Genomic DNA, 23,187 nt, shown 5'->3' with positions numbered 1-23,187 from the left:
ACCCATTTCTGACCGATTGATACCTCAAGGATGACGATGATTGACCTACGCCGCCTGCGCTACTTCTTGATCGTCAGCGACGAGTTGCACTTTGGCCGTGCCGCGGCACGCCTGCACATTTCCCAGCCGCCACTGACTCGGCAGATTTCGGCACTGGAGGTGGAGCTGGGATTTCGCCTGTTCGATCGCAGCACTCGTAACGTCACGCTGACCTCCGAAGGTGGACACTTGCTGCCCTACGCCCGGGCGTTGCTGGAACAAGTCGATCTGACCGCGAGCATTACCAGCAAGCTGGCGGCGGGTTCCGCGGGTCATCTGGCGGTGGGCTACGCCAGTTCGATTGCGCTGTCGGACATTTTCAGCCAGACCATTCAGGCGTTCTGCTCGGCGTATCCGGATGTGCAATTGACAGTGGAAGAAGGCGCGTCCAGCGCCCAATGGTCGCAACTGATCGAAGGACGTCTGGATATCGGCATGAGTCGTATGCCGCCGCCCCCCGAAGATGCCGGGATCCAGGCCATCAGCCTCGACAACGAGCCGCTGGTCGCGGCCATTGCCAGTGACAGCCCGCTTGCCCGGCAAGAACAGGTCACGCTTGCCGAACTGAGCGCCCACCCGTTGATCGCCTTCCCGACCGACTACGGCTCCGGGTTGAACGAGATCATCGAGGCGCTCTTCAGGCGCCAAGCGCTGACACCCCTGCCCGCGCCAAAGGGCAAGCAAATCACCTCGATCATCGCGCTGGTCGCCGCAGGCAGGGGCGTCGCCGTAGTGCCCCAGTGCGCCCAAACACTGGTGAAACGTGGCGTGACCTATCGGCCCTTGGCCGAACCCGGGGCCACTGCCCCCTTGCTGGTATTAACGCGTAAACGCGAGCGCAGCCCGCTGGTTAAGGCCTTTCTCGAGATTGTCGAGCAGACCCGATCACGAACTGAATGATGTTGGCGGTGGGACGGCAGGGAACACCCAATGCCAACCTTCCCTATATTCCCTCCTCCAGGCGCGCCGCTCGTATGCCCAACTGCCTGACAGCGCTGTGCGGTTAAGAACCTTTACTTCCCGCATGGGTATTGCGCACCATTACGGCCCGGCAACGGAAGCGCTTGATCACTTCGTAAAGGCAACGGACATGTCCCGCAAAAACGCGTCAAACCTCCCCGCCCTGCTCTTTGTCGCCAGCAAATTGCCCTGGTGGCTCGGCATCCTTCTGGCCGTTGCATCGGGCTTGTATTTGCATTCAGTCGCCATTGAGCCGCTGCCGACGTATGCCGGTACGCGCCAGTTGAGTCCGATGCTGATCAATTCAGCCTTTAAAAACATGGCAATGGTTGGGCAGTTTCTGCTCCCGATGATCTTCCTCGGCGGCGCGTTGATTTCGGTGTTGGGCCGCCGTAAACGTCGCAAGCTGCTGGACTCGGTGGCGACGCCGGGTGGCAATACGTTGCTGAGCATCAGCTGGCTTGAATTCGAGCAGTTGGTGGGTGAAGCGCTGCGTCGGCAGGGTTTCAGTGTGGAGGAAGCGGGCGGCGCCGGACCGGATGGCGGGGTTGATCTGGTGGCGCGCAAGGATGGCGAAACCTACCTGGTGCAGTGCAAGCAGTGGCGCTCGGTGCAAGTCGGTGTGCCGGTGGTTCGTGAGCTGTATGGCGCGATGGCGGCCGAAGGGGCTGTCGGTGGTTTCGTGATCAGCAGTGGGCGGTTTACCAAAGCGGCGAAGGAGTTCGCCTCGGGGCGCAATCTGAAGCTGGTGGACGGCGACCTGTTGGATCGTTGGATTGCCGATGCCAAGCGTTCAACTCCCGCGCCCACTCAGGAGCGGGTGGCACCTGACGCCCGGATCGAACCGGTTGTCGAGCCTGAAGCCACCGTCGAAGCGCCTCTGCCCTTACCGGAGCCGCCCGTAGAACCCAAAGCGCCAGCCTGCCCGCACTGCAGGAAGGAAATGGTCATAAGGGTCGCCCGGACCGGGGCAAATGCGGGGGGTAATTTTTGGGGGTGTTCGGCGTATCCGAAGTGTCGGGGAATTCGGCCGATCTTTGCACCTATAGCGGTCAAGTAGCATGGCCACTGGCGATTGCTGACACAAATACGTTCAGCAGAACCAAGCTTCCTGGAGCCGTGTCATTTTATTCCAGGCAATGGTCTCACCACTGGTGCGACAATTGCGGTTTGATGCCTTCAGCGCCACTAACCCCACAATCAGACATTCGCCGCGCCTTATCCGCGCCTCAAATGAGGAAACCCCATGCGGTTTTTCAGCTGTAAAACCGTTCTGTTCATTGCCGCCATTACCCTCGGGATGAGCAGCGCGAGCCTTTATGCAGCCACTAAGCAACAGGCCAAACAGAAAGCGCCGACCATGCAGAAGGTGTCGATGCTGGGCGGGAAGTTTGTGTTTCGCCTGCCCAAGGAGTACGTGAAAAGCCCGATGCCGGAGATCGACGCCAAGGCCAAGGCAGCCGGGGTGACGGGTTCGCTGTACATGAACAAGGCAGCCAAGCGCGTCGTGATCGTGACCGAGGCGCCCTTGGAGTCCGGCGAAAAAGTGTCGAGCAATGATGGCCCGACGCTGGATGGCGTCATCGCTGCCACCCGTGAACAGCAGAAGGCCAGTTACAAGGACTTCAAAGAGCTGGGCGTGAAGAAAATGGTGCGCCGTGGTTTAGGCGTGCGCCAACTGGATATCTCCGGCAGCGTCGATGGGGGCAAGGTTTTGAGCACGACGGTGACGGCTGCCTCGGGCAAACGCATGGCGATGGTCAATGTGATCTCCCTGCAAAAAGATGCCAAGGCCCACGGGGAATTGTTGAAGGCGATTACTGATAACAAGAAATGAGGCGGCAGCCCTCGTTGGAGCGAGGCTTGCCCGCGAATCATGCACCACGGTGGCCCCGATTTACCGAGTTATCGTTCTTCGCGGGCAAGCCTCGCTCCTACAAGAGCCAGTTATTACGTCTTTCGCCCTTCCGCCAGCATCCGCACCGCCAGCCCGAACATTACGGTGCCCATCAGCCATTTCTGCACCACGGCCCAGGTGGGGCGACGGGTGAGGAAGACGGCGATGGAACCGGCCCCCAAAGCAATCAAGGCGTTGACGCTGAGGCTGACGACGATCTGGCAACTGCCCAGAATCAACGACTGGCTCAGCACGCTGGCACCGGTGCCCAAGGTAATGAACTGCGGTAGCAGGGAGAGGTACAGCACGGCCACTTTGGGGTTGAGCAGGTTGGTCATCAGGCCCATGAGGAACAACTGGCGATTGCTGTCCCTGGGCAGGTCTTTGACCTGAAAGGGTGAGCGGCCGCCGGGCTTGACGGCTTGCCACGCCAGATACAGCAAGTACAGCGCACCGGCGTAACGCAGGGTGTCGTAAGCGTAAGGCACCGCCATGATCAGCCCGGTGATACCGAACGCCGCGCAGAGCATGTAGAACAGAAATCCGACACCCACCCCACTCAGGGAAATCAGCCCGGCCTTGGGCCCTTGAGAGATGGAGCGCGAAACCAGGTAAATCATGTTCGGCCCGGGGGTCAGAACCATGCCCAGGCAAATGAGGGAAAACGCGATAAGGCTTGAGAGTTCTGGCATGGCGACTTCCTGTTGCCGAAAGCTGAAAGGTTGGGCTGGATCCATCAGGTGTGGGGCGAAACAGGCTGTATTGCAGCGCATGGCCGATAGCCGGTCAATACTTGGTTTGATGCATTAATCAGCGTCGGTCAGTCATACCCTACACACACTAAAGACTCTTCTTACGGCATTTGAGCAAATATCTGTTATCGCTTCGAGGCAAAGTCGTTGAGCCTTGGTGCTTTAACCACACAAGGCACGGTGTTCATGTCTACCCCGCTCGCAGCTGATACCCCTTTGGACGGACTCATCACCAACCCCACGTCCATCATCGTTTTTCTGAACCTGATCGTGCTGGCCGCAGGCTTTGTCTATATCTACCGGCGCGCCCGATCCCTGTTGTTTCTGCGTGACCGTCTGTGGCGTTTGCTGGGGGGCAAGGCGGAGTTTGCCAATGCGAAGTTCGAACAGATGAAACGCGAAGCGCGGGAACTGGAACATTTCCGTTTCGAGTTCAATATCCCCGCGCACTCGCTCGAACAGGCCGAGGCGTTCCATGGCTGGCAATCGCGCCATCGCTTGCAACTGGGCGATGTGTCGTTGGCCAGGGATTACATCGACTGGAGAGACTTCAATGATCTGAAGATGAAATTCACCCTGCAACAGCTCAAGCGCCGGAATATCGGGGCGATGATCGCTGCGATGCTGATTTATCTGGCCGTGGCACTGTCGTTTTCGCTGGCGACGTCGAACTATGTGCTGGTGAGTTTCAAAGACACGCCTTTCTTCTATGTGTCGGAGCAAGACGTGAAATTCTCGCCGTTCGGCCAACCCCTGCTTTCGGCGCAAACCTGCGCGTCGCCTCAAGCGTTGCAGGTGCTGGACGATGAAACCGATTTCCCGCCCCAGCGCTTCAGTTCCATCTGCGAAGACTTCGGCAGCCCGGCCAGTGTCGCGCACATCAAGACCGAGCTGAACACACAACGGTTCATGCTGGTGGCGCTGGGCACGATGTTGTTCATATTTTTCCTGGCCCTCGTCAAGGCGGCGGTGCAGCGTCGGGCCGCGAAGCGCCTGCTTGAGCAGCTTGGAAACACGCTGACAGCGAGCGAGGCTTAATCCACCCGCAACGCCGCCGAAAGCCAGTCAACCAGCTTGTGCACCTTGGGCAGGGACTCGCGATTACGCGGCCACGCCAGGTGCAGGTCCAAGCCTTCGGTGGCCAGGTGCGGGAGGATTTCCACCAGTTCGCCGCGCTGAAGTTGCGCCTTGATCAGCCAGGTCGCCAGTTGCGCAACGCCACTTCCGGCCACGACAGCGGCGACCTGGGCTTCGGCGTCGCCAACGATGATGCGCCCTTCCATCATGCGCATCTGCGTCTGCCCGGTGGCATCGAGAATCAGCCACGGGCTGGTGCTGCCATACGTCTTGCCGTACAGAACGCACGCATGATCGGCCAGCTCTTCGACTGTCTGGGGCGTGCCATGGCGCTGGAGATAAGCGGGTGCCGCGCAGAAAATCACCCGTTCGGTCCCCAGATACCGATGGCCCAGCGTCGAGGGCCAGGCCGCCGAGCCGCCGATCCTGACAGCCAGATCGACGCCCTCTTCCAGCAAATCCACAAAACGGTCAGTGAAAGACACATGGGGGCGCAGCTTCGGGTGCTGTTCAGCAAACTGCAGGATCAGCGGCAAGGCTTGCAGCCGTCCAAACGACGCGGGCAAGTCCACCCGCAAATGCCCGGCGGGTTCCGAGCGCTGGGCGGCCAGCGCAGTTTCGGCGTCCTCCAGCTCGTCGAGGATGCGTCTGCAAACGGCGTAGTACGCTGTACCTTCCTCGGTCAGGGAAAGGCTGCGGGTGGTGCGTTCGAACAGCCGCATGCCCAGACGCGCTTCAAGCCGTGCAACGCTTTTGCTGACGGCTGAGTTGGTCAGATTCAGGCGCTCGGCGGCACTGGTGAAGCTGCCGGCATTGGCCACGGCGACAAAGGTGGCGATGCCTTTGAGACGGTCGGTGGAGAGCATGTCGGCGCCTTGATTAATGAAATAAATTCCATAGTGCCCGGAAAAACCACCCAAGATAAGAAGTCGTTTCTCTAATAGGCTAGCGGCATTCTTAATTTCGGGTTTTTTGTATGCCTTCCTTAGACACCACGGCCACTGGCGCGACCAGCGGCGAAAAATCCACGAGTTCCGGGTTGTCCATCGCCATTCTGGCGTTGGCGGGTTTCGTGATCGTCACCACTGAGTTCCTGATCATCGGTTTGCTGCCTTCCATGGCGCGGGATCTGGGTATTTCCATTTCCGAAGCCGGGCTGCTGGTCACGCTGTTTGCCTTTACGGTGATGCTGTTTGGCCCGCCGCTGACTGCCATGTTGTCGCATCTGGACCGCAAGCGCACTTTTGTCACCATCTTGCTGATCTTCGCGGCGGCCAACGCCCTGGCGGCGGTTTCCGGCAACATTTGGGTGCTGGCGTTCGCCCGGTTCATTCCCGCGCTGGCGCTGCCGGTGTTCTGGGGTACGGCCAGCGAAACGGCCAGTTTGCTGGCCGGGCCGGAGCGTTCGGGCAAAGCGGTAGCTCAGGTTTATCTGGGTATTTCCGCCGCCATGCTGTTCGGCATTCCCTTGGGCACCCTGTTCGCCGACGCCGTGGGCTGGCGAGGGGCTTTCTGGGCGCTGACCGTGCTGTCGATGTTGATGGCGTTGCTGTTGTGGATCTGCATGCCCTCGCTGGCGCCCACCGCTAAAGTCAGCCTGGCAAAACAGGCGAAGATACTCAGCGATCCGCGCTTTATCGCGAACCTGTTGTTGTCGATCCTGTTGTTCACGGCGATGTTCGCGGCTTATACCTACCTGGCCGACACGCTGGAACGCATTGCGCTGGTGCCTTCCGCTCATGTGGGCTGGTGGTTGATGGGCTTTGGCGCGGTCGGTTTGATCGGTAATGGCCTGGGCGGACGCTACGTTGACCGCAGCCCGCTGGGCTCGACCATTGTTTTTGCGCTGTTGCTGGCCCTGGGGATGACCGCAAGCGTCCCGGCGGCAGGTTCGTTGCCGTTGCTGTGCGCGGTGTTATTTGTCTGGGGCGTTGCTCATACCGCGCTGTTTCCCATCTGCCAGATCAGGGTCATGAAAGCCGCGCCTCACGCTCAGGCCCTCGCCGGCACACTCAATGTATCGGCGGCCAATGCCGGTATCGGCCTGGGCTCAGTCATTGGCGGCATGACCATCGAACACCTGGGTTTGCATGACGTGGGTTATGTGGCTGCTGCCATTGCGGTGCTTGCCGTCATCACCGCTGTCCTCACAAAGCGCATGAAGGCCAACTAAGCACCGCGCCATCCGCCCAGGCCGCCACGAGCGGCCTAGGCTCTGTACGACAAGTGGCTGCGCTCGGTGATGCTGCGTTAAAAACAGGCACGGGATGCTCATTTACAGCAGTAGACTCCGCGTCCTCGCCTGTTTTTGCCTTGCCTGACCTTCGCTCGCCGACTCTTCGTACAGAGCCTATGGTTTGTGATGGTTTATTAATAATGGCTAAAGGCCCTTCCCATAACCGGCCACAGAGGCTCAAACTCCCGCCTTTCGGTCTAGTACGAAGGATTCAGGCCGGTCAACGCTACGCCGGTGAAGCAATGAAAAACTACGAAGGCAAGGGATTGTCGTTTGCCAAGCGGATCTATTGGTCCCGAAGTGCCGGGGTGAGCATAGGTTGCATCAGCGTCGCGGCCTCGCTTTATCCGCTGAATCCTCCAGCATGGATCTGGGCACTGATGGTCTGCAATGTGCTGATCTGGCCTCAGGTGGCACTGCGTCTGGCCCAGCGCTCCACGCAGCCCTATCAGGCGGAGCGACGCAATATCCTTTGTGATTCCGTCGCTGGCGGGTTCTGGGCGGCGTCGATGGGCTTCAGCCCGCTGCCTACGGTTACCGTTCTGGCGATGATGGGGATGCATAACATTGCGGCAGGCGGTCAAAGGTTGTTTTTGCTGGGCTGCATCGCCCAGGCGGTCGGCGCTCTGATCGCCACGCTGCTGTTTTCACCGTCGTTCGTACCTGAAAGCACCACGTTGCAACTCTATGCCTGTCTGCCCGTACTGGTGATTTACCCGCTGGTGGTGGGCCACGCCAGTTACCAACTCGCCGTGAAGCTGAGCGAACACAAACATATTCTGAGCAAACTGAGCCGCACCGACAGCCTGACCGGACTGATCAACCATGGTTCGTGGAAGGATCTGCTGCAATTGGAGTTTGGCAATTGCCAGACGCTGTCCCGGCAAACCACGGTCGCGCTGATTGATATCGACCACTTCAAGTCCATCAACGACACTCATGGGCATATCGCCGGTGATGCCGTGCTCAAGCAAATGAGCGCCGCTCTGGTGGCCAACCTGCGCGAGGCTGACCTGGCGGGTCGCTACGGGGGCGATGAGTTCTGTGTGATCCTGCCCAACACCAGCCTGGATCTGGCCCTGGAAATTCTGGAGCGCCTGAACCACGAAGTGTCCAATTACCACGACGCCACCCTGCCCGACCTGAAAATCAGCCTGAGCATTGGCGTGGCGACTTATCATCCCTGCCTGTCGGATGCCGCCGCGTGGCTCAACGAAGCCGACAAGGCCCTGTATATGGCGAAAAGTACAGGCCGTAACCGAATCTGCGCCGCACAACCCACCCCGGCAGCCAATGATGGGCCGCTGGATATGGAAGTGTCGGCATCTTGATCAATAAACGGGTGAGCGCATGCCTCACCTTTAAATAGCGGCGCCCTGATTCAACGATCAAAGGGCGCCTTTTTCCGGTTGTTATTTAAATGCGCGTCGGCGCATTACTCCGCCGGGGTTTTGATCTCGCACAGGTTTTCCAGCAGCCATTCTGGCGAGTGCTCTTCCAAAAGCACGCGGATGGGCTTATCCAATGCAAGTTTTCCGTAGAGTTCTTCTTCGCGGTCCAGATGGCTTTGCTGAGCGCGGCGGTAATTGTGTGGATAAATGCTCTGTTCAATGGGGAGCAACCCGTCGAAATGTTCGAGCAGCCCCTGAAATACCAAACGACGTTCCACCGTATGGCGCGTTGTCGCGATAAGTTTGAAGAAGAACTGGCCGTCCTGCTGACGAAGGGCTTCGGATGCGGCGTAACGTTCGACCAGAGCGTAGGGGGCGTCGTCGTCGAAAACGACACAACAGAGAAACTCACGGGTTTTGCCGCTGAACGGGTTTTCGCATGCGGCGCACCGATCATGCTGGCCGAGCACGAAACGCGCCGAGTCCTCGGCCAATGCCATGCGTTGGCGATCTTCCAGCTCCAGGATCTCTTCCAGAACCGGGGCCTGCCTGCCCAGGCGCGCCACCTGCCGACTGACGTTCATCAGCAGCCCTCGCGGCCCGAGCAGATGCGCCTGCCGGTCGCTCAGTTCTGCCTTTGACATCGTCGCCTGCCTGGCTGCCAGTTTCTGAAATGCACGAAGGGCATCCCCTTGGCCTCCATGCAGAACATTTCCGGACAGGCAACGTGGTGGACCGTCGTCCTTGATAAACGATACGCTCATGACTTGCTCCCTTATGTAAATCAATACTTTTGTTATTGCGTTGCGCAGAGTTAATGGCCCCTGAAGCGGGCTCTTTTATTGGAACTTCATACACGGCATGCAAACAACAAGTGTCGGCTGCATACCCGGATTGATGTCAGCATGAGCGGTTCAAGACACCCGACGTGTCATCCCCATGACACGTCTTTCCCGACTCATGTCTATTCGGGGCCTATAGGTAGGATGACTCCTACATACTTATCCATTCCGGAAAAATTCAAGTCTCCGCCAACAGTCATGCGGCGAGAACAGATCGGACCCACATTAAATGAACAGTTGAAATTCAATCAATGAACAAATGGCCACCATTTGTATAGACAGGAGACTAAACGCGCCAAATGATAATTACAATCATCCGACGCAAAAAAACCTCGTAATAAACTTTCTTACAAGAGTGATCGACATTTATATGTAGGAAATAGGAAACAGCCCGCATCTTCAATAGAAGCGGGCTGACAGATATATAACGTTAACTTTGATTGAACATTTCGGCGGCGCGCTTGCGAATCTCGTCCACAGACAAGTCCTGCTTGTGGGTTGCTATTAACCAGCAGTGCCCGTAAGGGTCTTTCAGCGTGCCCGTGCGATCACCGTAAAACATGTCCGTCACGGGCATCAGCTGTTCGGCTCCGGCTTCAATGGCCCGCTGGCAGGTGCCGTCGACGTCCTCAACATACAGATGCAACCCCACGGGCGATTTGCCGGACGGGTCCGGACTGCCCAGCGCCCCCTGCTCACAGGGCTCGGACATCATCAGCATGGAATTGCCGATGCGCAGGGCCGCATAGCCGACACGCCCGTCAGGTGTATCGAGGCGAAAGTCTTCGGTGGCGCCGAACGCTTTTTTATAAAACTCGATCGCGTCGGCGGCTTGCTGGATGCTCAGAAATGCCGTCAGGCTGTGAAAACCCTCGGGGATGGCTTGTACGCTCATGTTTATGCTCCTTTGCGGCAGGCCAAGCCGCCAGTCAGGGTTTGAGGTCGAACAGCGCCTTGCCACTTTCCATGTCAAAGGGGGCGGAAAAATGCTCATGCATCGCTTTCCATTGACCGTTCATGCGGCGATAACCTGCGCTCGCCCGCATCCATGAGGATTTCTGTTCGCCCTTGTCATCGGTGGCGCCGCAACTGCACAGCCAGTGGGCAAAAGCCACCTCGTCGTCGGCGTGAATGACCAGGTCCCGCAGCTCGAACAGCATCGCCCCTTCACACAGGCCCAGGCAAAATGCCCAATGTTTACGGTAGGCTTCGGCGCCTTTGAATTGCAGCGCAACGATCGCGTCATAGGCGACGATGTCCGGCGCGTAGTAGGCCATGATTGCGTCCAGATTCTTGTCCCGCACAGCGGTGGTCCATTGTTGGATCACCGCCTGGATTTCCTGGCTGGCGTCTGGGCGATCAAGTTTCGTAGCGGTTTTCATAAAGGTTCTCCTGTGGTCGTTTCGTGCCGTCGCTGCCCTGTGCAGACGGCTGCAGATTCAGGGTCCGAACCGGGCGCACCTCGACACTGCCCACACGCGCCGCCGGAATGTGCGCGGCGATGTGTAAGGCATCATTGAGGTCCTTGGCGTCGATCAGGTAGAAACCGGCCAGCTGTTCCTTGGTTTCGGCAAAGGGTCCGTCCGTAATCCGGACTTTGCCATTGCGCATGCGAACGGTGGTGGCGGTCTGTACTGACTCCAAGGGCTCCGCTGCCAGCATGTGGCCACTGGCCTGGACGGACTCGGCATAGGCGAAACACTCGTCATCGCGGGGGCTGTCCGGGTGTGTATGCAGGATCTGTTCGTTGCTGTAGATCAGGCAAAGGTATTTCATGACGTCCTCCGTTACGGGCTTTCTGCCCCATGCACAGGATTAGTCGTACAGCGCGAATGGAAATCGACAGGTCGGTCAGCTGATTTTTCGTCGCCGACAAGCGGTTACCGGCCACTCAGGCTCGGGATTCCAGTTCGTGCAGACAACGCTTGAGAAAACGCCGGTCAACGCTTTGCCGGGCTTTTTCGATGGCCATGCGATACGCCCGTCGTGCCTCATCGAGGAGGCCAGCGCGCCGACACAAGTCAGCCTTCGCCGACCAGGCCAAGTGGTAATCGCGCAATTCCTCACGGGTCAACAGCGCGCCGAGCAACGCCAGGCCAGCCTGCGGACCCCGTAGCATGGCGATGGCAACCGCTCGATTAAGCTCAACCACCGCCGAGTCGGTCAGGCGCAGCAATACGTCGTAAAGCCCGACGATTTGCGCCCAATCGGTGGCTTCGGCGCTGGGTGCCTGTGCATGCAGGGCCGCGATGGCCGCTTGCACGCTGTAGGCCCCGTGCCGTCCGGAGCGCAGGGCCTGTTCCACCAGCGCTTCGCCCTCCTGGATCATTGCCCGATCCCACAGGCGACGGTCCTGTTGGTCCAGCAACACCGGTTCGCCGCTGGCGGTCATCCGCGCCAGACGCCGGGACTGGTGAAGCAGCATCAACGCCAGCAGCCCCGCGACCTCTGGCTCCGGCAGCAACTCCAGCAGCAATCGACCCAGGCGGATGGCTTCGCTGGACAGGTCGTTGCGAGTCAACTGGTCCCCGGACGACGCGAAATAGCCTTCGTTGAACACCAGATAAATCACGCGCAATACTGCGTCCAGCCGCTCGGGCAGCTCCGCGAAAGCAGGCACTTCATAAGGGATACGGGCGTCAAGAATCTTGTTTTTCGCCCGCACGATGCGCTGCGCAATGGTAGAGGGCCGGGTCAGGAAGGCACGGGCGATTTGTTCAGTGGTCAGGTCGCAGATCTCACGCAAGGTCAGCGCAACCTGGGCATCGTCGGTCAGTGCCGGATGACAGCAGATGAACATCAGGCGCAGCCGATCGTCCTCAACGCTGTCCGGATCAGGTGTCTGGACGTGATCCTCAAGCTCGCGGGCCATGTGGATCAGCGACGTATTGAAACGCGAGCGCCGACGCAGGCTGTCGATGGCCTTGAAACGTCCCGTCGAGATCAGCCACGCCCGTGGGTTTTGCGGCACGCCGGTTTGCGGCCACTGATCGACCGCCGCGATAAACGCGTCCTGCAAGGCTTCCTCGGCCAGTTCGAAACTGCCCAGCAGGCGAATCAATGTCGCCAGAACCCGACGGGACTCTTGACGATAGAGGCCCTCGACCTCGGCGTTGATGGATCGCGTCGTTTCAGGGCCCTGCTCGCGATCGTGCTTCATGGCCGACTCTCGCTTGGCGTACGAGAGAGCGTAGCCTGCGCGGCATCAGCGTGACTGCCGCTCCAGACCAAATGCACACCGCATGTTCAACGCCCCGCCAGCACCGCGTCCACCTGCACGCCTCGGCGCAGCCCGTACACCGCGGCGGTCAATACGCCAACGGTGCCCATGACCGCCGCGTAAACGACGCACACCCAAGGGCTCCAGGGCATCAGGGCGATGAGCATCAAAGGCGTGGTGCTCGCCCACAGTGCGTACGCGATGTTGTAGGTGAACGAGATGCCGGAAACGCGAATCTTCGCCGGGAACAACCCGACCATCACCGAGGGCACCACGCCGACGATGCCGCACGCCAGACCGGCAATGGCGTAGGCGACGCCCGGCGTGAGCCACTGCCCGATGAGGCTGGCGTACAACGCGCCGATGCCCAGGGGCAGCAACAGGCTGTAGAACATCACGCCGCGCCAGGCACCGATGCGGTCCACCAGCAGACCCGCCAACACGCATCCGATGTTGAGAAACACGATACCCAGACTGCTCAGGGCGAAGGTATGACTGGCGCTCATGCCAAAACGCTGCTGCATGACGGTGGGCGTAATCACCACCAGCACCACCACGGCGCTGGTCAGGACGCAGGTCAGCAAGACGGCGGGAAGCAGCGACTGGCGATGCTCGCGCAATACCGCCTTGAGGGGAAACTCCGCCATCTCGTCGCGCTGAGCGTGCATGGCCATGAACACCGGCGTTTCACTCAACCAGCGACGCAGCCACACGCCCACCACGCCGAACACACCGCCCAACAGGAATGGAATGCGCCAGGCGTCATCGAGGATTTGCGCCGGCGTGAACACCTGCGCCAGCCAGGTGGCAACCAACGCCCCCAACAGATAGCCGAACGTCAGCCCCGCCTGCAGCACGCCCAAGGCATAACCCCGATGGCCCGGCGGCGCATGCTCGGCGACGAATACCCAGGCGCTGGGCACTTCGCCGCCCACGGCTGCGCCTTGCAGGATACGCAGACCGAGCAGAATCAGCGGCGCCCAATAGCCGATCTGCGCGTAGGTGGGCATCACGCCGATCAACAGACAGGGCAGCGCCATCATCAGGATGCTCAGGCTGAACACCCGCTTGCGCCCGAGTCGATCCGCAAAATGCGCCATCAGAATGCCGCCCAAGGGCCGCGCCAGATAACCGGTCACAAAAATGCCAAAGCTTTGCAGCAACCGCAGCCACTCGGGCATTTCCGGCGGAAAGAACAACTGGCTGAGGGTCAGCGCAAAGAAAACGAAAATAATGAAGTCATAGATTTCCAGCGCCCCGCCCAACGCCGCCAGGCCCAGGGTTTTGTAGTCAGCGCGCGACAGCGGCTGGGGACGCGGTGGGACGATGGCCGTCATAAAAGATCCGAAACGGTGGAAGAATCAGGGGGCGACATCAGGTCGCAGGGCGCGAAGAATAGCAAACTCAAGCGCAACGGGTGGTAACAGGGCCAACTGAGGCCGGGGGCCGATGGGCGGCGTCAACGCCTACAAGCCCGCGATCTGCTGCTGGACCCACGCAAGAAACTCACTGACCGGCGCCTGACGCTCGCGACCGGGTACGCAGACCGTCACGTAACGGGGCCCCGGCAAATTGATTTCCGGGCGATACGGCACCAGCAACCCTTTGGCCAGGCTATCCATGACCAATACATTGCTGGCCAATACCAGGCCATGACCGGCAATGGCGGCATTCAAGGCGAAATGCTCGTCGTCGAATTCGCGAAAAACGGCTTGAGTCAGCCATTGAGCATGGCCCGCGGCCGAGCACCAGGTGGGCCAGTCAACCCTGAAACCGCCGGGAATCTGCCAGCGCAGGTCGATCAGTTCAACCCGGGGCTGCCGGGCGGGGTCAGCAGCGCCTGGGGCGATATAGGCGCCGAAACGCTCATCCATCAAATGCTGACTGACCAGGGCCGGGTCGTCCCGTGATGAGGTGCGAATCGCCAGATCAATGCTGGAATCGCGCAGCAAATCCACCAGATCGTTGCTGGTTTCGACCCGCACATTGATGTGCGGCCAGGCGCGATAGAAATCGCCGAGCCGAGGGATCAACCAGGCCGACGCCAGTGCGGGTGTCGTGGACAACACCAGCGTACGCAGATCCGGTTGCGGACGAAACCCGGCCAGGCTGTTGCTGATCTCCAGCAGCGTGCGATGGGCGTCACGGTACAGACGCTCGCCTTCCGGCGTGAGGCGCACGCCTTTGCCGGTGCGTTCGAACAACAGGGTGCCGACCCAGGCTTCCAGCGCCTTGACCTGATAGGAGACCGCCGCTGGCGTGACAAAAAGCTCATCGGCCGCCGCCTTGAAACTTTCTGAACGGGCAGCCGCTTCAAAGGTGCGCAGCGCGGTTAGCGGTAGTTTCGAAAACAAGGTCGGCTCCGTCGTGGACATCAAATGAATTGATCGGACGTTAATTTATCTCATTTTTCCCCAATGCCCTCCGCCATCAGTATTGATGCATCGATATGACCCGGAGACTGCCATGCAAGGCCCGACACGTAAAATCGTTCAGGCAACGCTTTATGAACTCATCGCCATCAGTGTGCTTTCCCCCGCACTGGCATGGCTGTACGGCGAGAGTCTGGCCTATTCCGGCGCGCTGTCGGTCATGCTGTCGGCCTCGGCTTTGCTGTGGAACATGCTCTTCAACTATGGCTTTGAATACTGGGAAGCGCGGCAGCGTCAGCGCAGCAGAACCTGGCAACGTCGGTTACTTCATTCGCTGGGATTCGAAGGCGGCCTGACGCTGATGCTGCTACCGCTGATTGCCTGGTGGCTGGCGATTTCATGGTGGCAAGCGCTGGCAACCAATCTCGGGTTGTTTGTTTTTTTCTTCTTTTACGCGCTGGTGTTCCAGTGGGCGTTTGATCGAGTGTTCGATGTGCCTGATTCGGCTAAACAGCCGATGTCATCCGAATGTTCTGTATAGACCCGGAATTAAGGATGAATTAAGTCAGGGGGGTTAATCTGGCATCAACCAGACAGCTGAACGATCCAGCTGCTGATGAATCTATTGCATCAGATAAAACCAGAAGGAAGACCCGATGAAAACTTTAAATGCTATTTTCGCTGCCCTTGCCCTGACTGCCGCCGCAGGCGCTGCCCAGGCAGACATTGGCCCTGATGAAGTGGTACGTCTGCACAAGGCCGGCACTGTCATGGACTTCGAAAAGCTCAATAAAATGGCAGTGGACAAACACCCGGGCTTCACCATTAAAGACACCGAGCTGGAAAACCATGCCGGTCGTTATGTTTACCAGGTTGAATTACACGATGGCAAAGGCGTTGAATGGGATGTGGATCTGGACGCCAAGACCGGTGAAATCCTGAAAGACAAGCAAGACCAATAATAGTCTTGGCTCGCCCGTTGTAACCCACGAACGGTGGGAGTGGATTGCATCGCCTGAAAGATTGACCTGGCGAACACATCCACTCCCACGGTTCTTTTTTCTGTTTACGTCTCAAGCGGGTTACTTCAGTCCGACCCGCAGCAGTTGTCCTTTACCGTCATCAGTCAAAATATAAAGATAGCCGTCCGGCCCTTGGCGCACATCTCTAATGCGCTTCTTCAAATCACCCAACAGTCGTTCTTCATGAACGATCCTGTCACCGTCGAATTGCAATCGAATCAGTTCCTGCGACCCCAACGCGCCGATAAACAAGTTGTGATCCCATGCCTTGAAACGCGATCCGTCATAAAAGGTCATGCCACTGACCGCTGGCGATTTTTCCCAAACGTGAAACGGTCGGATCGTGCCCTCGACAAATTCGCCCTTGGCCTCAGGAATAGGCTTGCCTGAGTAATCCATGCCGTGGGTTGCCAATGGCCAGCCGTAATTCGCGCCGCGCTCGACAATGTTGACCTCGTCCCCGCCGCGCGGACCGTGTTCGTTGGTCCACAGGGTGCCGGTCCACGGGTTGAGCGTTGCGCCTTGTTGGTTGCGATGGCCGAAGGACCAAATCTCTGGACGCACACCTTTCTGACCGACAAAAGGGTTGTCCGGCGGTACTTTGCCGTCTGGAAACAATCGCACGATTTTACCTTGCAGCTTGTCGAGGTCCTGGGAAGTGGGTCGGTTGTTGTTCTCCCCCAGCGCAATGAACAGGTACCCATCCCGGTCGAACACCATTCGCGACCCGAAGTGATTGCCCACGGACAGTTTCGGTTGCTGACGGAAAATCACCGTGAAGTTTTCCAGTGTGCTCATGTCCGTGGACAACCGACCCCGGCCAGCCGCCGTCCCGGCTTTACCGTCCTCGCCCACTTCCGAGTACGTCAGGTAGACCAGCCGGTCATTGGCGAAGTCAGGAGACAGCACCACATCAAGCAGGCCGCCCTGCCCCTTGGCCCAAACCTGGGGCACACCGGAAATAGGCTTCGACAGCGTGCCGTCGGGGGAAACCACCCTCAGATTGCCAGGCTGCTCGGTCACCAGCATGCCTTGCTTGTCCGGCAGAAACGCCAGCGCCCAAGGGTGTTCCAGGCCACTGGCCACTTGTTCGACCGTAACGCTGCCCTGCTCGCTTTTGAATTCCTGGACCTGCGCAGCGTAAGCCGACACAGGGAGGCTCAGGAACGCGGTGGCACACAGCGTTGCAATCAAGGTTTTGCGAAACATGGACAATTCCTTATGCAGAAGTGAAGGCCCCGTTTTGGGGTGGCAAGGGATCAGTCGGTGGTTTTTCGGTCGCGAATCGTGTCAGAGGACGAGGGTCGGGCAGGCTGTTGCCGGGTCGGATAACCATTGCCGATACCGCCGTTTTCGAGGGTCGGCGCACGCAGGTTGGGGGCGGTACTCGGCCCCCGCACCGGCGGCACGCTCGACTTTGTACCCTGACGGCTGTTCGGATTTGCCCGGTGAATGGGGCTGTTGGTAGGGTTGCTGTTGTTCAGCGTGCTGTTGGGCAGGGTCTGAGCATGGGAAACACTGGCACCGCCTGCCATCATCAGCGCACCCAGTAAGGAAGCCACAACGTTTCGCACAAAAATGTTCATCAGTTACCTTCTGTTGAAGAACGGTAAGAACTCTGGCGTTTGAGGGCGATTACCGGGCTAGGTTCGTCCCTTGGCCACTATTGATCAACCGATGTGGCATCAGGTTTGTAACAAAGATGTTCTGCATCCCTACTTCAGAGAGCAACGCGCAATGACCGACGCTACCCAGGCGGCACCCGCCTTGAAGGAAATCTTCAACCGGGCGCGCCTCCAGCACATTGCCGAGCAGACGGCTGCGGTTTACCCCGCGTTTGATGTACCGGTGTTTCTGGCCCACGTCAGTGAGGATCTGGACAACCTGTCGCTCATGCAGCGCCTGACCCGCGTCAGCCGCGGCCTGCACGCTTGCCTGCCGCAGGATTACGCCACCGCGCTGGACATCCTGTACAAACTGGCACCGCGCCTGAACAGCGGTTTCGTCACCTTGGTGCTGCCTGAATACGTAGCGCTTTACGGTCAGCACGACTTCGAGCGCTCCATGCAGGCGTTGAAATACTTCACCCCGTTCGGCTCTTCGGAGTTTGCCGTGCGGCATTTTCTGCGTCTGGATTTCCCGCGGGCGTTGGAGCTGATGCGCCACTGGGCGAAGGATGACAACGAGCATGTCCGACGTCTGGCCAGCGAAGGCAGCCGACCGAGGCTGCCCTGGTCGTTTCGCCTCGAAACGCTGATGCTCGACCCGTCCCCGGTATTACCGATCCTCGACAGCCTCAAGGCTGACAACAGCCTTTACGTGCGCAAATCGGTGGCCAATCACTTCAATGACATCACCAAGGACAACCCCGGCTGGGTGCTTGATCAGATCGAGGGCTGGTCTCTGGACAACCCCCATACAGCCTGGATCGCCCGTCATGCGCTGCGTTCGCTGATCAAGAAAGGTGACCGGCGTGCCCTGACGATCATGGGGGCCGGTCATGCCGCACAGGTGCGTGTCGAACAGGTGAGCGTAAGCCCCGAACACGTTCGCCTGGGCGACAGGATCAACCTCTCAGTGCGGCTGACGTCCACGGCCGAACAAAGTCAGCGCCTGATCATCGATTACGCCCTTCATTACGTGAAGAAATCCGGTGGCACCTCGGCCAAGGTGTTCAAACTCAAGACGCTGGATCTGGCGGCGGGCGAGTCGGTGGTGGTCAGCCGCGAGCAGCAGATCCGCAACTTCACCACCCGAGTGCACTACGCGGGCAAGCATGAGCTGGATATCCTGATCAACGGCGAGTGTCTGGCCAGGACCTTTTTTGATCTCATCGACTGACGCAGGGTCGGTCAGGGCAGCGCCAAGGCTGATGGCGCTGCCCACCCGGACTGAACTACAGCCAGCAAGCCTGCAAAAAGCGCTTACTCCCCGATGTCCTCGTTCCACAGCTCGGGCTTGCTGGCGATGAAGCCTTTCATCATGTCCACGCAGGCCGAATTGTGGATCACTTCCACATCCACGCCCCGTGAACGCAGCAGTTCTTCTTCGCCCATGAAGGTCTCGTTTTCTCCCACGATCACCTTGCGGATGCCATACAGAAGAATCGCCCCGCTGCACATCGCACAGGGCGACAATGTGGTGTAGAGGGTCGACTCCCGGTAAGTGCGCGCAGGCAGGCGACCGGCGTTCTCCAGAGCGTCCATTTCACCGTGTTTGATCGCACTGCCCTCCTGTACCCGGCGGTTGTGGCCGCGGCCGATGATTTTGCCGTCATGGACAATCACCGAGCCGATAGGAATGCCGCCTTCTTTTAGCCCCAGTTGAGCTTCGTCGATGGCTGCTTGCATGAATGGGTCCATTGTTTACCTCACCGCAATGTGTGAAAAATCAGTGTTCCAGGGTCCGCTGTGCATTGTTCAGCGCGCGTGATACGTACGTCTTGAGCAATTCGGCCGAGCGCGCCTTCATGTCCATGCCCACATCGTTCTGTTTCGCCCTGAGCTTGTTGGCCAGCATTTGTGCGCCGTTGTCGGAGTTCATATTGCGCAGTTCCTCTGCACTGAAAAACTGCGCATAGGCGGCCGCAAGATTGCGATCCCATTGTTCTTGATACTCGGGCTGCAAACGTTCCAGTTCGTCCTTGACCAGCGCCTGGGCCTGGGTTTTGCCGATTGCCTCGACGATACTGGCGAACGTCGCCGTGCGCGATGCCACTTGATAACCCAGCCACCCAAGGCTCTCGCCCAGATGGCGATCCTGGACGAAGGCGTGGGCGCTGTCGTCCACCTCTGCCCCATAGGCCCCGCGTTTGGCATCCGCAAACGTGAGCACCAAGAGCGCGAAGAACAGGCTCAAGGCAGCGATTGGGCTGCGAAACCTCATGACGCTTCCCCTGTAATCAATCTTCTCAGCCTGTGAACTTAGCAGCCGAAGCGACCTTTCACAGCCAGACGGTCGCAACCGCACCGTTTAATGACGTTAACGAGAACGCTCGGCCAGAAATTGCTCACGGGTCAAACGGTAGATTCTGACGCCCAAGCGGTGGTACTGGCTGTACACAAAATCATTGAAGCCGGTTTTGCGGATCACTCGCACCGACGCGACATTAGCGGGCTGGACAATGGCAATGATTGAACTCAGGCCCAGGGTTTCAAACCCATGAACCAGCGTCGCCATGGCAATTTCGGTGGCCAGCCCGCGCCCCCAGAATGCCGTCCCGAGGCGGTAGCCGATTTCCACTTCTTCGACGCGATCTACCTCTTCCCGGTTCAGGGCGCAAAAACCCGCCAAGGCTCCGGTTGATCGCTCGATGACAGCCCAGGGCCCGAAGCCGTCTACCGCGTAGCAGCGAATGGCCCACTGCACGAACTCGGCAACGGCCGAGTCGTTCAGGGGGCCGCGCACTGAATAGCGCATGACTTCAGCATCGCCCAGGATCGGCGCCAACGCGGGAACATCCGCGATGGTCAGCTCGCGCAGCGTCAAACGCTCCGTGTGCAGGATGACACCCGGCTCACTCATCAGAGTCATTGATCCTCACCGTCACAGGCTGCTACTGACCTTGGCGGCCACATCGGCCGGCACCCAGGCTTTCCAGACTTCGAGGTGATCCCTGAGGAATGCATGGGCCACCGCTTTGGGCTCAAGACGTTTTTCGCTCATCTGTCCCAGCGTCCGGTTGAGCAGGTCGATGGGCAGGTCGACTTTCTCGAAGAACGCGACCAGATCCGGGTACTGCTGATGGAAGGCTGCCGACACGCCAATACTCAGGTGCGGCTCCAGCGAACGGGTGCCCCTGGGATTCGGGTTGTTGGCGTCGGCCAGGGTTTTCCAGGCTTCGGCGTCAAACGGCGGCTCATCAAGCTTGATCAGTTTGAAGCGACCCAGCAACGGGGTGGGTGACCAGTAGTAGAACAGCACCGGTTTGCCACGCTGGATCGAGGAGCTGATTTCGGCGTCCAGTGCCGCGCCGGAGCCCGTGCGGAAGTTGACGTAGCTGTCATTCAGACCGTAAGCCTTGAGCTTTTGCGTGTTGACGATCTCGGAAGTCCAACCGGTGGGGCTGTTGAGAAAGCGCCCTTTTTCAGGTTGCTCCGGGTCCTTGAACACGTCTTTGTAGCGCGGCAGGTCGGCCACCGATTTGAGATCCGGCGCCAGCGGCTTGATGCCTTTGGCCGGGTCCCCCTTGATCACGAATTCCGGTACCCACCAGCCTTCCGTCGCACCTTTGACGATGTTGCCCAGGCCGAATACTTTCCCCTCGGCTTCAGCCTTGACCCACGCGGGACTGCGCCCGGCCCATTCTTCGCCAATGACCTGGATGTCATTTTTGGCCAATGCCGCCTCCAGGCTCACGGTGCTGCCCGGCAGCGTATCGGTGGGGTAGCCGTAACCTTTTTCGACGAGGGTACGCAGCACTTCGGTGATCAGACTGCCGCTTTCCCAGGTGATGTCGCCAAAATGGATCGGGGCGGTTTTCTCCGCGGCCCCCGCAGGTTGCCCGAGCAGGCCCAGCGCCAGTAGCGAGCAGCCCAGTAGATTTCTTATGGATGTCATGATCACCTCCAAGTGTCGAGTGATGGGATGCCGTGATCAGCTCACCCCCGCGTCCAGACCGATTGTGCCTTCAACCTTATCGACAGCACTGACTGCAGATTAGTTGTGCGCAAAAGGGAATGCTTGTTTGCTACCGGTCATGGCAGCAACAGTGGCAAACCCCACGTGCGCGCCTGACGCTCGTAATCGAGCAACACTTGGTAATCCGCCGGGCTGGCCGGCAGCACCTCACGAATCGCCAGCACCTGGGCAACCTCCGGCAAATCCGCCAGCGCCTGGTTCATCGCCTCACGCAGGCGTTCGGCGTAGGCCGCATCGCCCTCAAGGGCCGTGATGTAGGGCAGGCACGGGCTGACGGCACTGTGCGTCAGAATCCGCAGGCCGGCCACTTCTTCGCTGGCGTCTCGAGCCAGATAGTCGTAGGTCACGCTGTCGACGGCGGCGAGATCGCCACGCCCCTCTTTGAGCCGGAGCAAACTGGCGCGATGGCCGCCTGTTGCACAAACGCGCGCGAAAAACCGTCCATCTTGCTGCAAAGGCGCGAGCTGATGGCGCAGCAGGTTCATGCCGGAGTTGGAGTCGTCACTGTTGATCAGGCCATGGCTGCCGCGAAACTCCACCAGCCGGGTACGCGGATCATCGGCCCGCACCATCAGCAGGCTGCAGTGGTTGCCTTCGCTACTGTGGGGCAGTTCATAAACCGGTCGGCCCGCCACCTGGACCTTGTCCTGCAGGCGGGTCATCAAGGGATAACCGCAGGTCTGCGCCAGCAGCAGTTGAGGCGACAGCCAAAGCCGGGCCAGTTCAAGCCCTTCCCCTGGCAGGCGCTCGGCACCCAATAACTGAACAATGTGCCTGAGCCAGGACTCACTGGCCTGTTGCACCCTCGCGGGGGCGGTATACATCGGTAACTGGGCGAAACCCTGGATCATCGGCGCACTCGCGGCTGCGTTAACGGCCAACAGTAGACCAAAAAAATGGAGCCTGTTCAGGCTCCATCGTGTGTAACCCGCCTGTGTCAGTGACCAAAAAGCCCGGTATCGGATTTCTTGGCTTTCTTGTCAGCGCGTTTTTCATCAAGGGTCTTCGCCGGTTTTTTCTTGGCGGCTTTCTTTGAATCCATGCCTTTGCTCATGACGGGTGCTCCAGGGGGAAGGTTCTGACTTCAGTTATACACCCATGCCGAGCGCGCCGTGTCGTTTAAGCCGCTGTATCATGCGCCGCCAAGCTAATCTTGCGATGACCTGTGGAGCGCACGCATCACCATGTCCGACATTGAGTTTTCGATACTGTCGCCCGAGTGCCGGCCTCTGCTGGACAAGTTCTATCGCGCCCACCGCTCGACAATGCGCTCGGCCAGCACGGCGCAGTCGTGGGTTGCTCGACAACACGAAATCCAGGGTGCGCTGTCCCTGACGCCTGTCGCGGGCGGGCACTGGCTGACCGGTCTGTTCGTGGCCCCCCAATGGCGCAGTCAGGGGATAGCCCGGCGACTGATGGACCACGCCATGCGCTCGATCTCCGAGCCGGTCTGGCTGTTTTGCCATCCGGATCTACAGGGGTTCTATGAGGCATCGGGATTCGTCCCGGCGGGCGCGCTGCCTCAATCGCTGGGGGAGAAACTGATGCGTTATGGTCGAAACAAGACCCTGATTGCGCTGGTGCGGGCTGGGGATTGAGGTGCCAACCGATTTTGTAGCACCCGAATGATAAGAATTGAATGGCATCCCGGGTCCGTTCATAACCGTGGGACCGGCTTCAGCCGGGAAGAGTCCGGTAAGTTCCATGCTCAAGCCAGGTCAGACAGGCAGCCTTCCCGG

The 23,187-nt window shown here is 59.3% G+C and carries 26 protein-coding genes; 10 read left to right on the top strand and 16 right to left on the bottom strand.

Annotation, left to right across the window (positions count from 1 at the left end):
• The first annotated feature begins 36 nt into the window (after positions 1-36).
• The 3 genes from ACP7B0_RS08155 (at position 37) to ACP7B0_RS08145 (ending at position 2,836) form a co-directional block, all read left to right on the top strand.
• Positions 37-939, top strand: coding sequence for a LysR family transcriptional regulator (locus ACP7B0_RS08155; RefSeq protein WP_426140670.1), 903 nt, complete (start codon positions 37-39; stop codon positions 937-939).
• 190 nt (positions 940-1,129) lie between these two features.
• Positions 1,130-2,059: a restriction endonuclease gene (locus ACP7B0_RS08150; protein ID WP_426140669.1), complete on the top strand. Its 930-nt coding sequence runs from the start codon at positions 1,130-1,132 to the stop codon at positions 2,057-2,059.
• A 186-nt stretch (positions 2,060-2,245) separates the two neighbouring features.
• Entirely contained in the window at positions 2,246-2,836 is a 591-nt protein-coding gene (locus ACP7B0_RS08145; protein ID WP_426140668.1) for a polyribonucleotide nucleotidyltransferase, read from the top strand.
• Between the two features lie 113 nt (positions 2,837-2,949).
• Here the strand turns inward: ACP7B0_RS08145 and ACP7B0_RS08140 are convergent, their stop codons facing one another.
• Entirely contained in the window at positions 2,950-3,588 is a 639-nt protein-coding gene (locus ACP7B0_RS08140; protein ID WP_426140667.1) for a LysE family translocator, read from the bottom strand.
• A 246-nt stretch (positions 3,589-3,834) separates the two neighbouring features.
• Between ACP7B0_RS08140 and ACP7B0_RS08135 the strand changes: the two genes are divergently transcribed.
• Positions 3,835-4,686, top strand: coding sequence for a DUF6216 family protein (locus tag ACP7B0_RS08135; RefSeq protein ID WP_426140665.1), 852 nt, complete (start codon positions 3,835-3,837; stop codon positions 4,684-4,686).
• On the opposite strand, the gene ACP7B0_RS08130 is transcribed toward ACP7B0_RS08135, so the two are convergent.
• Positions 4,683-5,591, bottom strand: a complete 909-nt coding sequence (locus tag ACP7B0_RS08130) for a LysR substrate-binding domain-containing protein (RefSeq protein ID WP_426140664.1) — start codon at positions 5,589-5,591, stop codon at positions 4,683-4,685. The two genes, ACP7B0_RS08135 and ACP7B0_RS08130, sit on opposite strands and share 4 nt — an antisense overlap.
• Positions 5,592-5,701: 110 nt before the next feature.
• Here ACP7B0_RS08130 and ACP7B0_RS08125 point away from each other — a divergent pair, with 110 nt between their 5' ends.
• Entirely contained in the window at positions 5,702-6,898 is a 1,197-nt protein-coding gene (locus ACP7B0_RS08125) for an MFS transporter (RefSeq protein WP_426140663.1), read from the top strand.
• Positions 6,899-7,203: 305 nt separating this feature from the next.
• Entirely contained in the window at positions 7,204-8,292 is a 1,089-nt protein-coding gene (locus tag ACP7B0_RS08120) for a diguanylate cyclase (protein ID WP_426140662.1), read from the top strand.
• Between the two features lie 104 nt (positions 8,293-8,396).
• Here ACP7B0_RS08120 and ACP7B0_RS08115 read toward each other — a convergent pair whose 3' ends face one another.
• The 7 genes from ACP7B0_RS08115 to ACP7B0_RS08085 form a co-directional block, all read right to left on the bottom strand.
• The gene (locus tag ACP7B0_RS08115; protein ID WP_426140661.1) at positions 8,397-9,116 is read right to left on the bottom strand and encodes a hypothetical protein; all 720 of its coding nucleotides are present in this window, start codon (positions 9,114-9,116) and stop codon (positions 8,397-8,399) included.
• Between the two features lie 508 nt (positions 9,117-9,624).
• The gene (locus ACP7B0_RS08110; RefSeq protein ID WP_426140659.1) at positions 9,625-10,089 is read right to left on the bottom strand and encodes a VOC family protein; all 465 of its coding nucleotides are present in this window, start codon (positions 10,087-10,089) and stop codon (positions 9,625-9,627) included.
• Positions 10,090-10,123: 34 nt separating this feature from the next.
• Positions 10,124-10,576 carry a YybH family protein gene (locus ACP7B0_RS08105; protein WP_426140658.1) on the bottom strand — a complete coding sequence of 151 codons (453 nt, stop codon included), beginning with the start codon at positions 10,574-10,576 and terminating at the stop codon, positions 10,124-10,126.
• Positions 10,554-10,970 carry a YciI family protein gene (locus ACP7B0_RS08100; protein WP_426140657.1) on the bottom strand — a complete coding sequence of 139 codons (417 nt, stop codon included), beginning with the start codon at positions 10,968-10,970 and terminating at the stop codon, positions 10,554-10,556. Before ACP7B0_RS08100 ends, ACP7B0_RS08105 begins: the two co-directional genes overlap by 23 nt.
• A 115-nt stretch (positions 10,971-11,085) precedes the next feature.
• The gene (locus tag ACP7B0_RS08095; RefSeq protein ID WP_426140866.1) at positions 11,086-12,312 is read right to left on the bottom strand and encodes an RNA polymerase sigma factor; all 1,227 of its coding nucleotides are present in this window, start codon (positions 12,310-12,312) and stop codon (positions 11,086-11,088) included.
• Between the two features lie 128 nt (positions 12,313-12,440).
• Complete coding sequence (locus ACP7B0_RS08090; protein ID WP_426140655.1) at positions 12,441-13,751, bottom strand: MFS transporter; 1,311 nt, start codon at positions 13,749-13,751, stop codon at positions 12,441-12,443.
• A gap of 129 nt (positions 13,752-13,880) precedes the next feature.
• A complete protein-coding gene (locus ACP7B0_RS08085) occupies positions 13,881-14,768 on the bottom strand; it encodes a LysR substrate-binding domain-containing protein (protein ID WP_426140653.1) in 888 nt (295 codons plus the stop codon).
• Between the two features lie 112 nt (positions 14,769-14,880).
• Here ACP7B0_RS08085 and ACP7B0_RS08080 point away from each other — a divergent pair, with 112 nt between their 5' ends.
• Both ACP7B0_RS08080 and ACP7B0_RS08075 read left to right on the top strand, forming a co-directional pair.
• On the top strand, positions 14,881-15,327 hold the full coding sequence (locus tag ACP7B0_RS08080; RefSeq protein WP_426140651.1) for a PACE efflux transporter: 447 nt from the start codon (positions 14,881-14,883) through the stop codon (positions 15,325-15,327).
• 115 nt (positions 15,328-15,442) lie between these two features.
• A complete protein-coding gene (locus tag ACP7B0_RS08075) occupies positions 15,443-15,748 on the top strand; it encodes a PepSY domain-containing protein (RefSeq protein ID WP_426140649.1) in 306 nt (101 codons plus the stop codon).
• A 120-nt stretch (positions 15,749-15,868) separates the two neighbouring features.
• Here the strand turns inward: ACP7B0_RS08075 and ACP7B0_RS08070 are convergent, their stop codons facing one another.
• Both ACP7B0_RS08070 and ACP7B0_RS08065 read right to left on the bottom strand, forming a co-directional pair.
• A complete protein-coding gene (locus ACP7B0_RS08070; protein ID WP_426140647.1) occupies positions 15,869-17,017 on the bottom strand; it encodes a PQQ-dependent sugar dehydrogenase in 1,149 nt (382 codons plus the stop codon).
• A gap of 50 nt (positions 17,018-17,067) precedes the next feature.
• Complete coding sequence (locus tag ACP7B0_RS08065) at positions 17,068-17,394, bottom strand: hypothetical protein (RefSeq protein ID WP_426140645.1); 327 nt, start codon at positions 17,392-17,394, stop codon at positions 17,068-17,070.
• A 151-nt stretch (positions 17,395-17,545) separates the two neighbouring features.
• Between ACP7B0_RS08065 and ACP7B0_RS08060 the strand changes: the two genes are divergently transcribed.
• Positions 17,546-18,649 (top strand): DNA alkylation repair protein, encoded by a 1,104-nt coding sequence (locus ACP7B0_RS08060; protein ID WP_426140644.1) that lies wholly within the window; start codon positions 17,546-17,548, stop codon positions 18,647-18,649.
• Between the two features lie 83 nt (positions 18,650-18,732).
• On the opposite strand, the gene ACP7B0_RS08055 is transcribed toward ACP7B0_RS08060, so the two are convergent.
• From ACP7B0_RS08055 to ACP7B0_RS08035, 5 genes are all read right to left on the bottom strand, one after another.
• Complete coding sequence (locus tag ACP7B0_RS08055; RefSeq protein ID WP_426140643.1) at positions 18,733-19,170, bottom strand: nucleoside deaminase; 438 nt, start codon at positions 19,168-19,170, stop codon at positions 18,733-18,735.
• Between the two features lie 28 nt (positions 19,171-19,198).
• Positions 19,199-19,693, bottom strand: coding sequence for a hypothetical protein (locus tag ACP7B0_RS08050; RefSeq protein WP_426140642.1), 495 nt, complete (start codon positions 19,691-19,693; stop codon positions 19,199-19,201).
• A gap of 96 nt (positions 19,694-19,789) precedes the next feature.
• Complete coding sequence (locus ACP7B0_RS08045; RefSeq protein WP_426140640.1) at positions 19,790-20,341, bottom strand: GNAT family N-acetyltransferase; 552 nt, start codon at positions 20,339-20,341, stop codon at positions 19,790-19,792.
• A gap of 12 nt (positions 20,342-20,353) precedes the next feature.
• Positions 20,354-21,367: an ABC transporter substrate-binding protein gene (locus tag ACP7B0_RS08040; RefSeq protein ID WP_426140639.1), complete on the bottom strand. Its 1,014-nt coding sequence runs from the start codon at positions 21,365-21,367 to the stop codon at positions 20,354-20,356.
• 137 nt (positions 21,368-21,504) lie between these two features.
• The gene (locus tag ACP7B0_RS08035; protein ID WP_426140865.1) at positions 21,505-22,299 is read right to left on the bottom strand and encodes a phosphate/phosphite/phosphonate ABC transporter substrate-binding protein; all 795 of its coding nucleotides are present in this window, start codon (positions 22,297-22,299) and stop codon (positions 21,505-21,507) included.
• A 333-nt stretch (positions 22,300-22,632) separates the two neighbouring features.
• Between ACP7B0_RS08035 and ACP7B0_RS08030 the strand changes: the two genes are divergently transcribed.
• Entirely contained in the window at positions 22,633-23,046 is a 414-nt protein-coding gene (locus ACP7B0_RS08030; protein ID WP_426140638.1) for a GNAT family N-acetyltransferase, read from the top strand.
• The last annotated feature ends 141 nt before the right edge of the window (positions 23,047-23,187 follow it).

The sequence above is a fragment of the Pseudomonas sp. DWP3-1-2 genome, assembly GCF_049896285.1.
Taxonomy (GTDB): domain Bacteria; phylum Pseudomonadota; class Gammaproteobacteria; order Pseudomonadales; family Pseudomonadaceae; genus Aquipseudomonas.
Note: the sequence above shows the minus strand (reverse complement) of the source record. Positions and strands in the feature narration are given on the sequence as shown.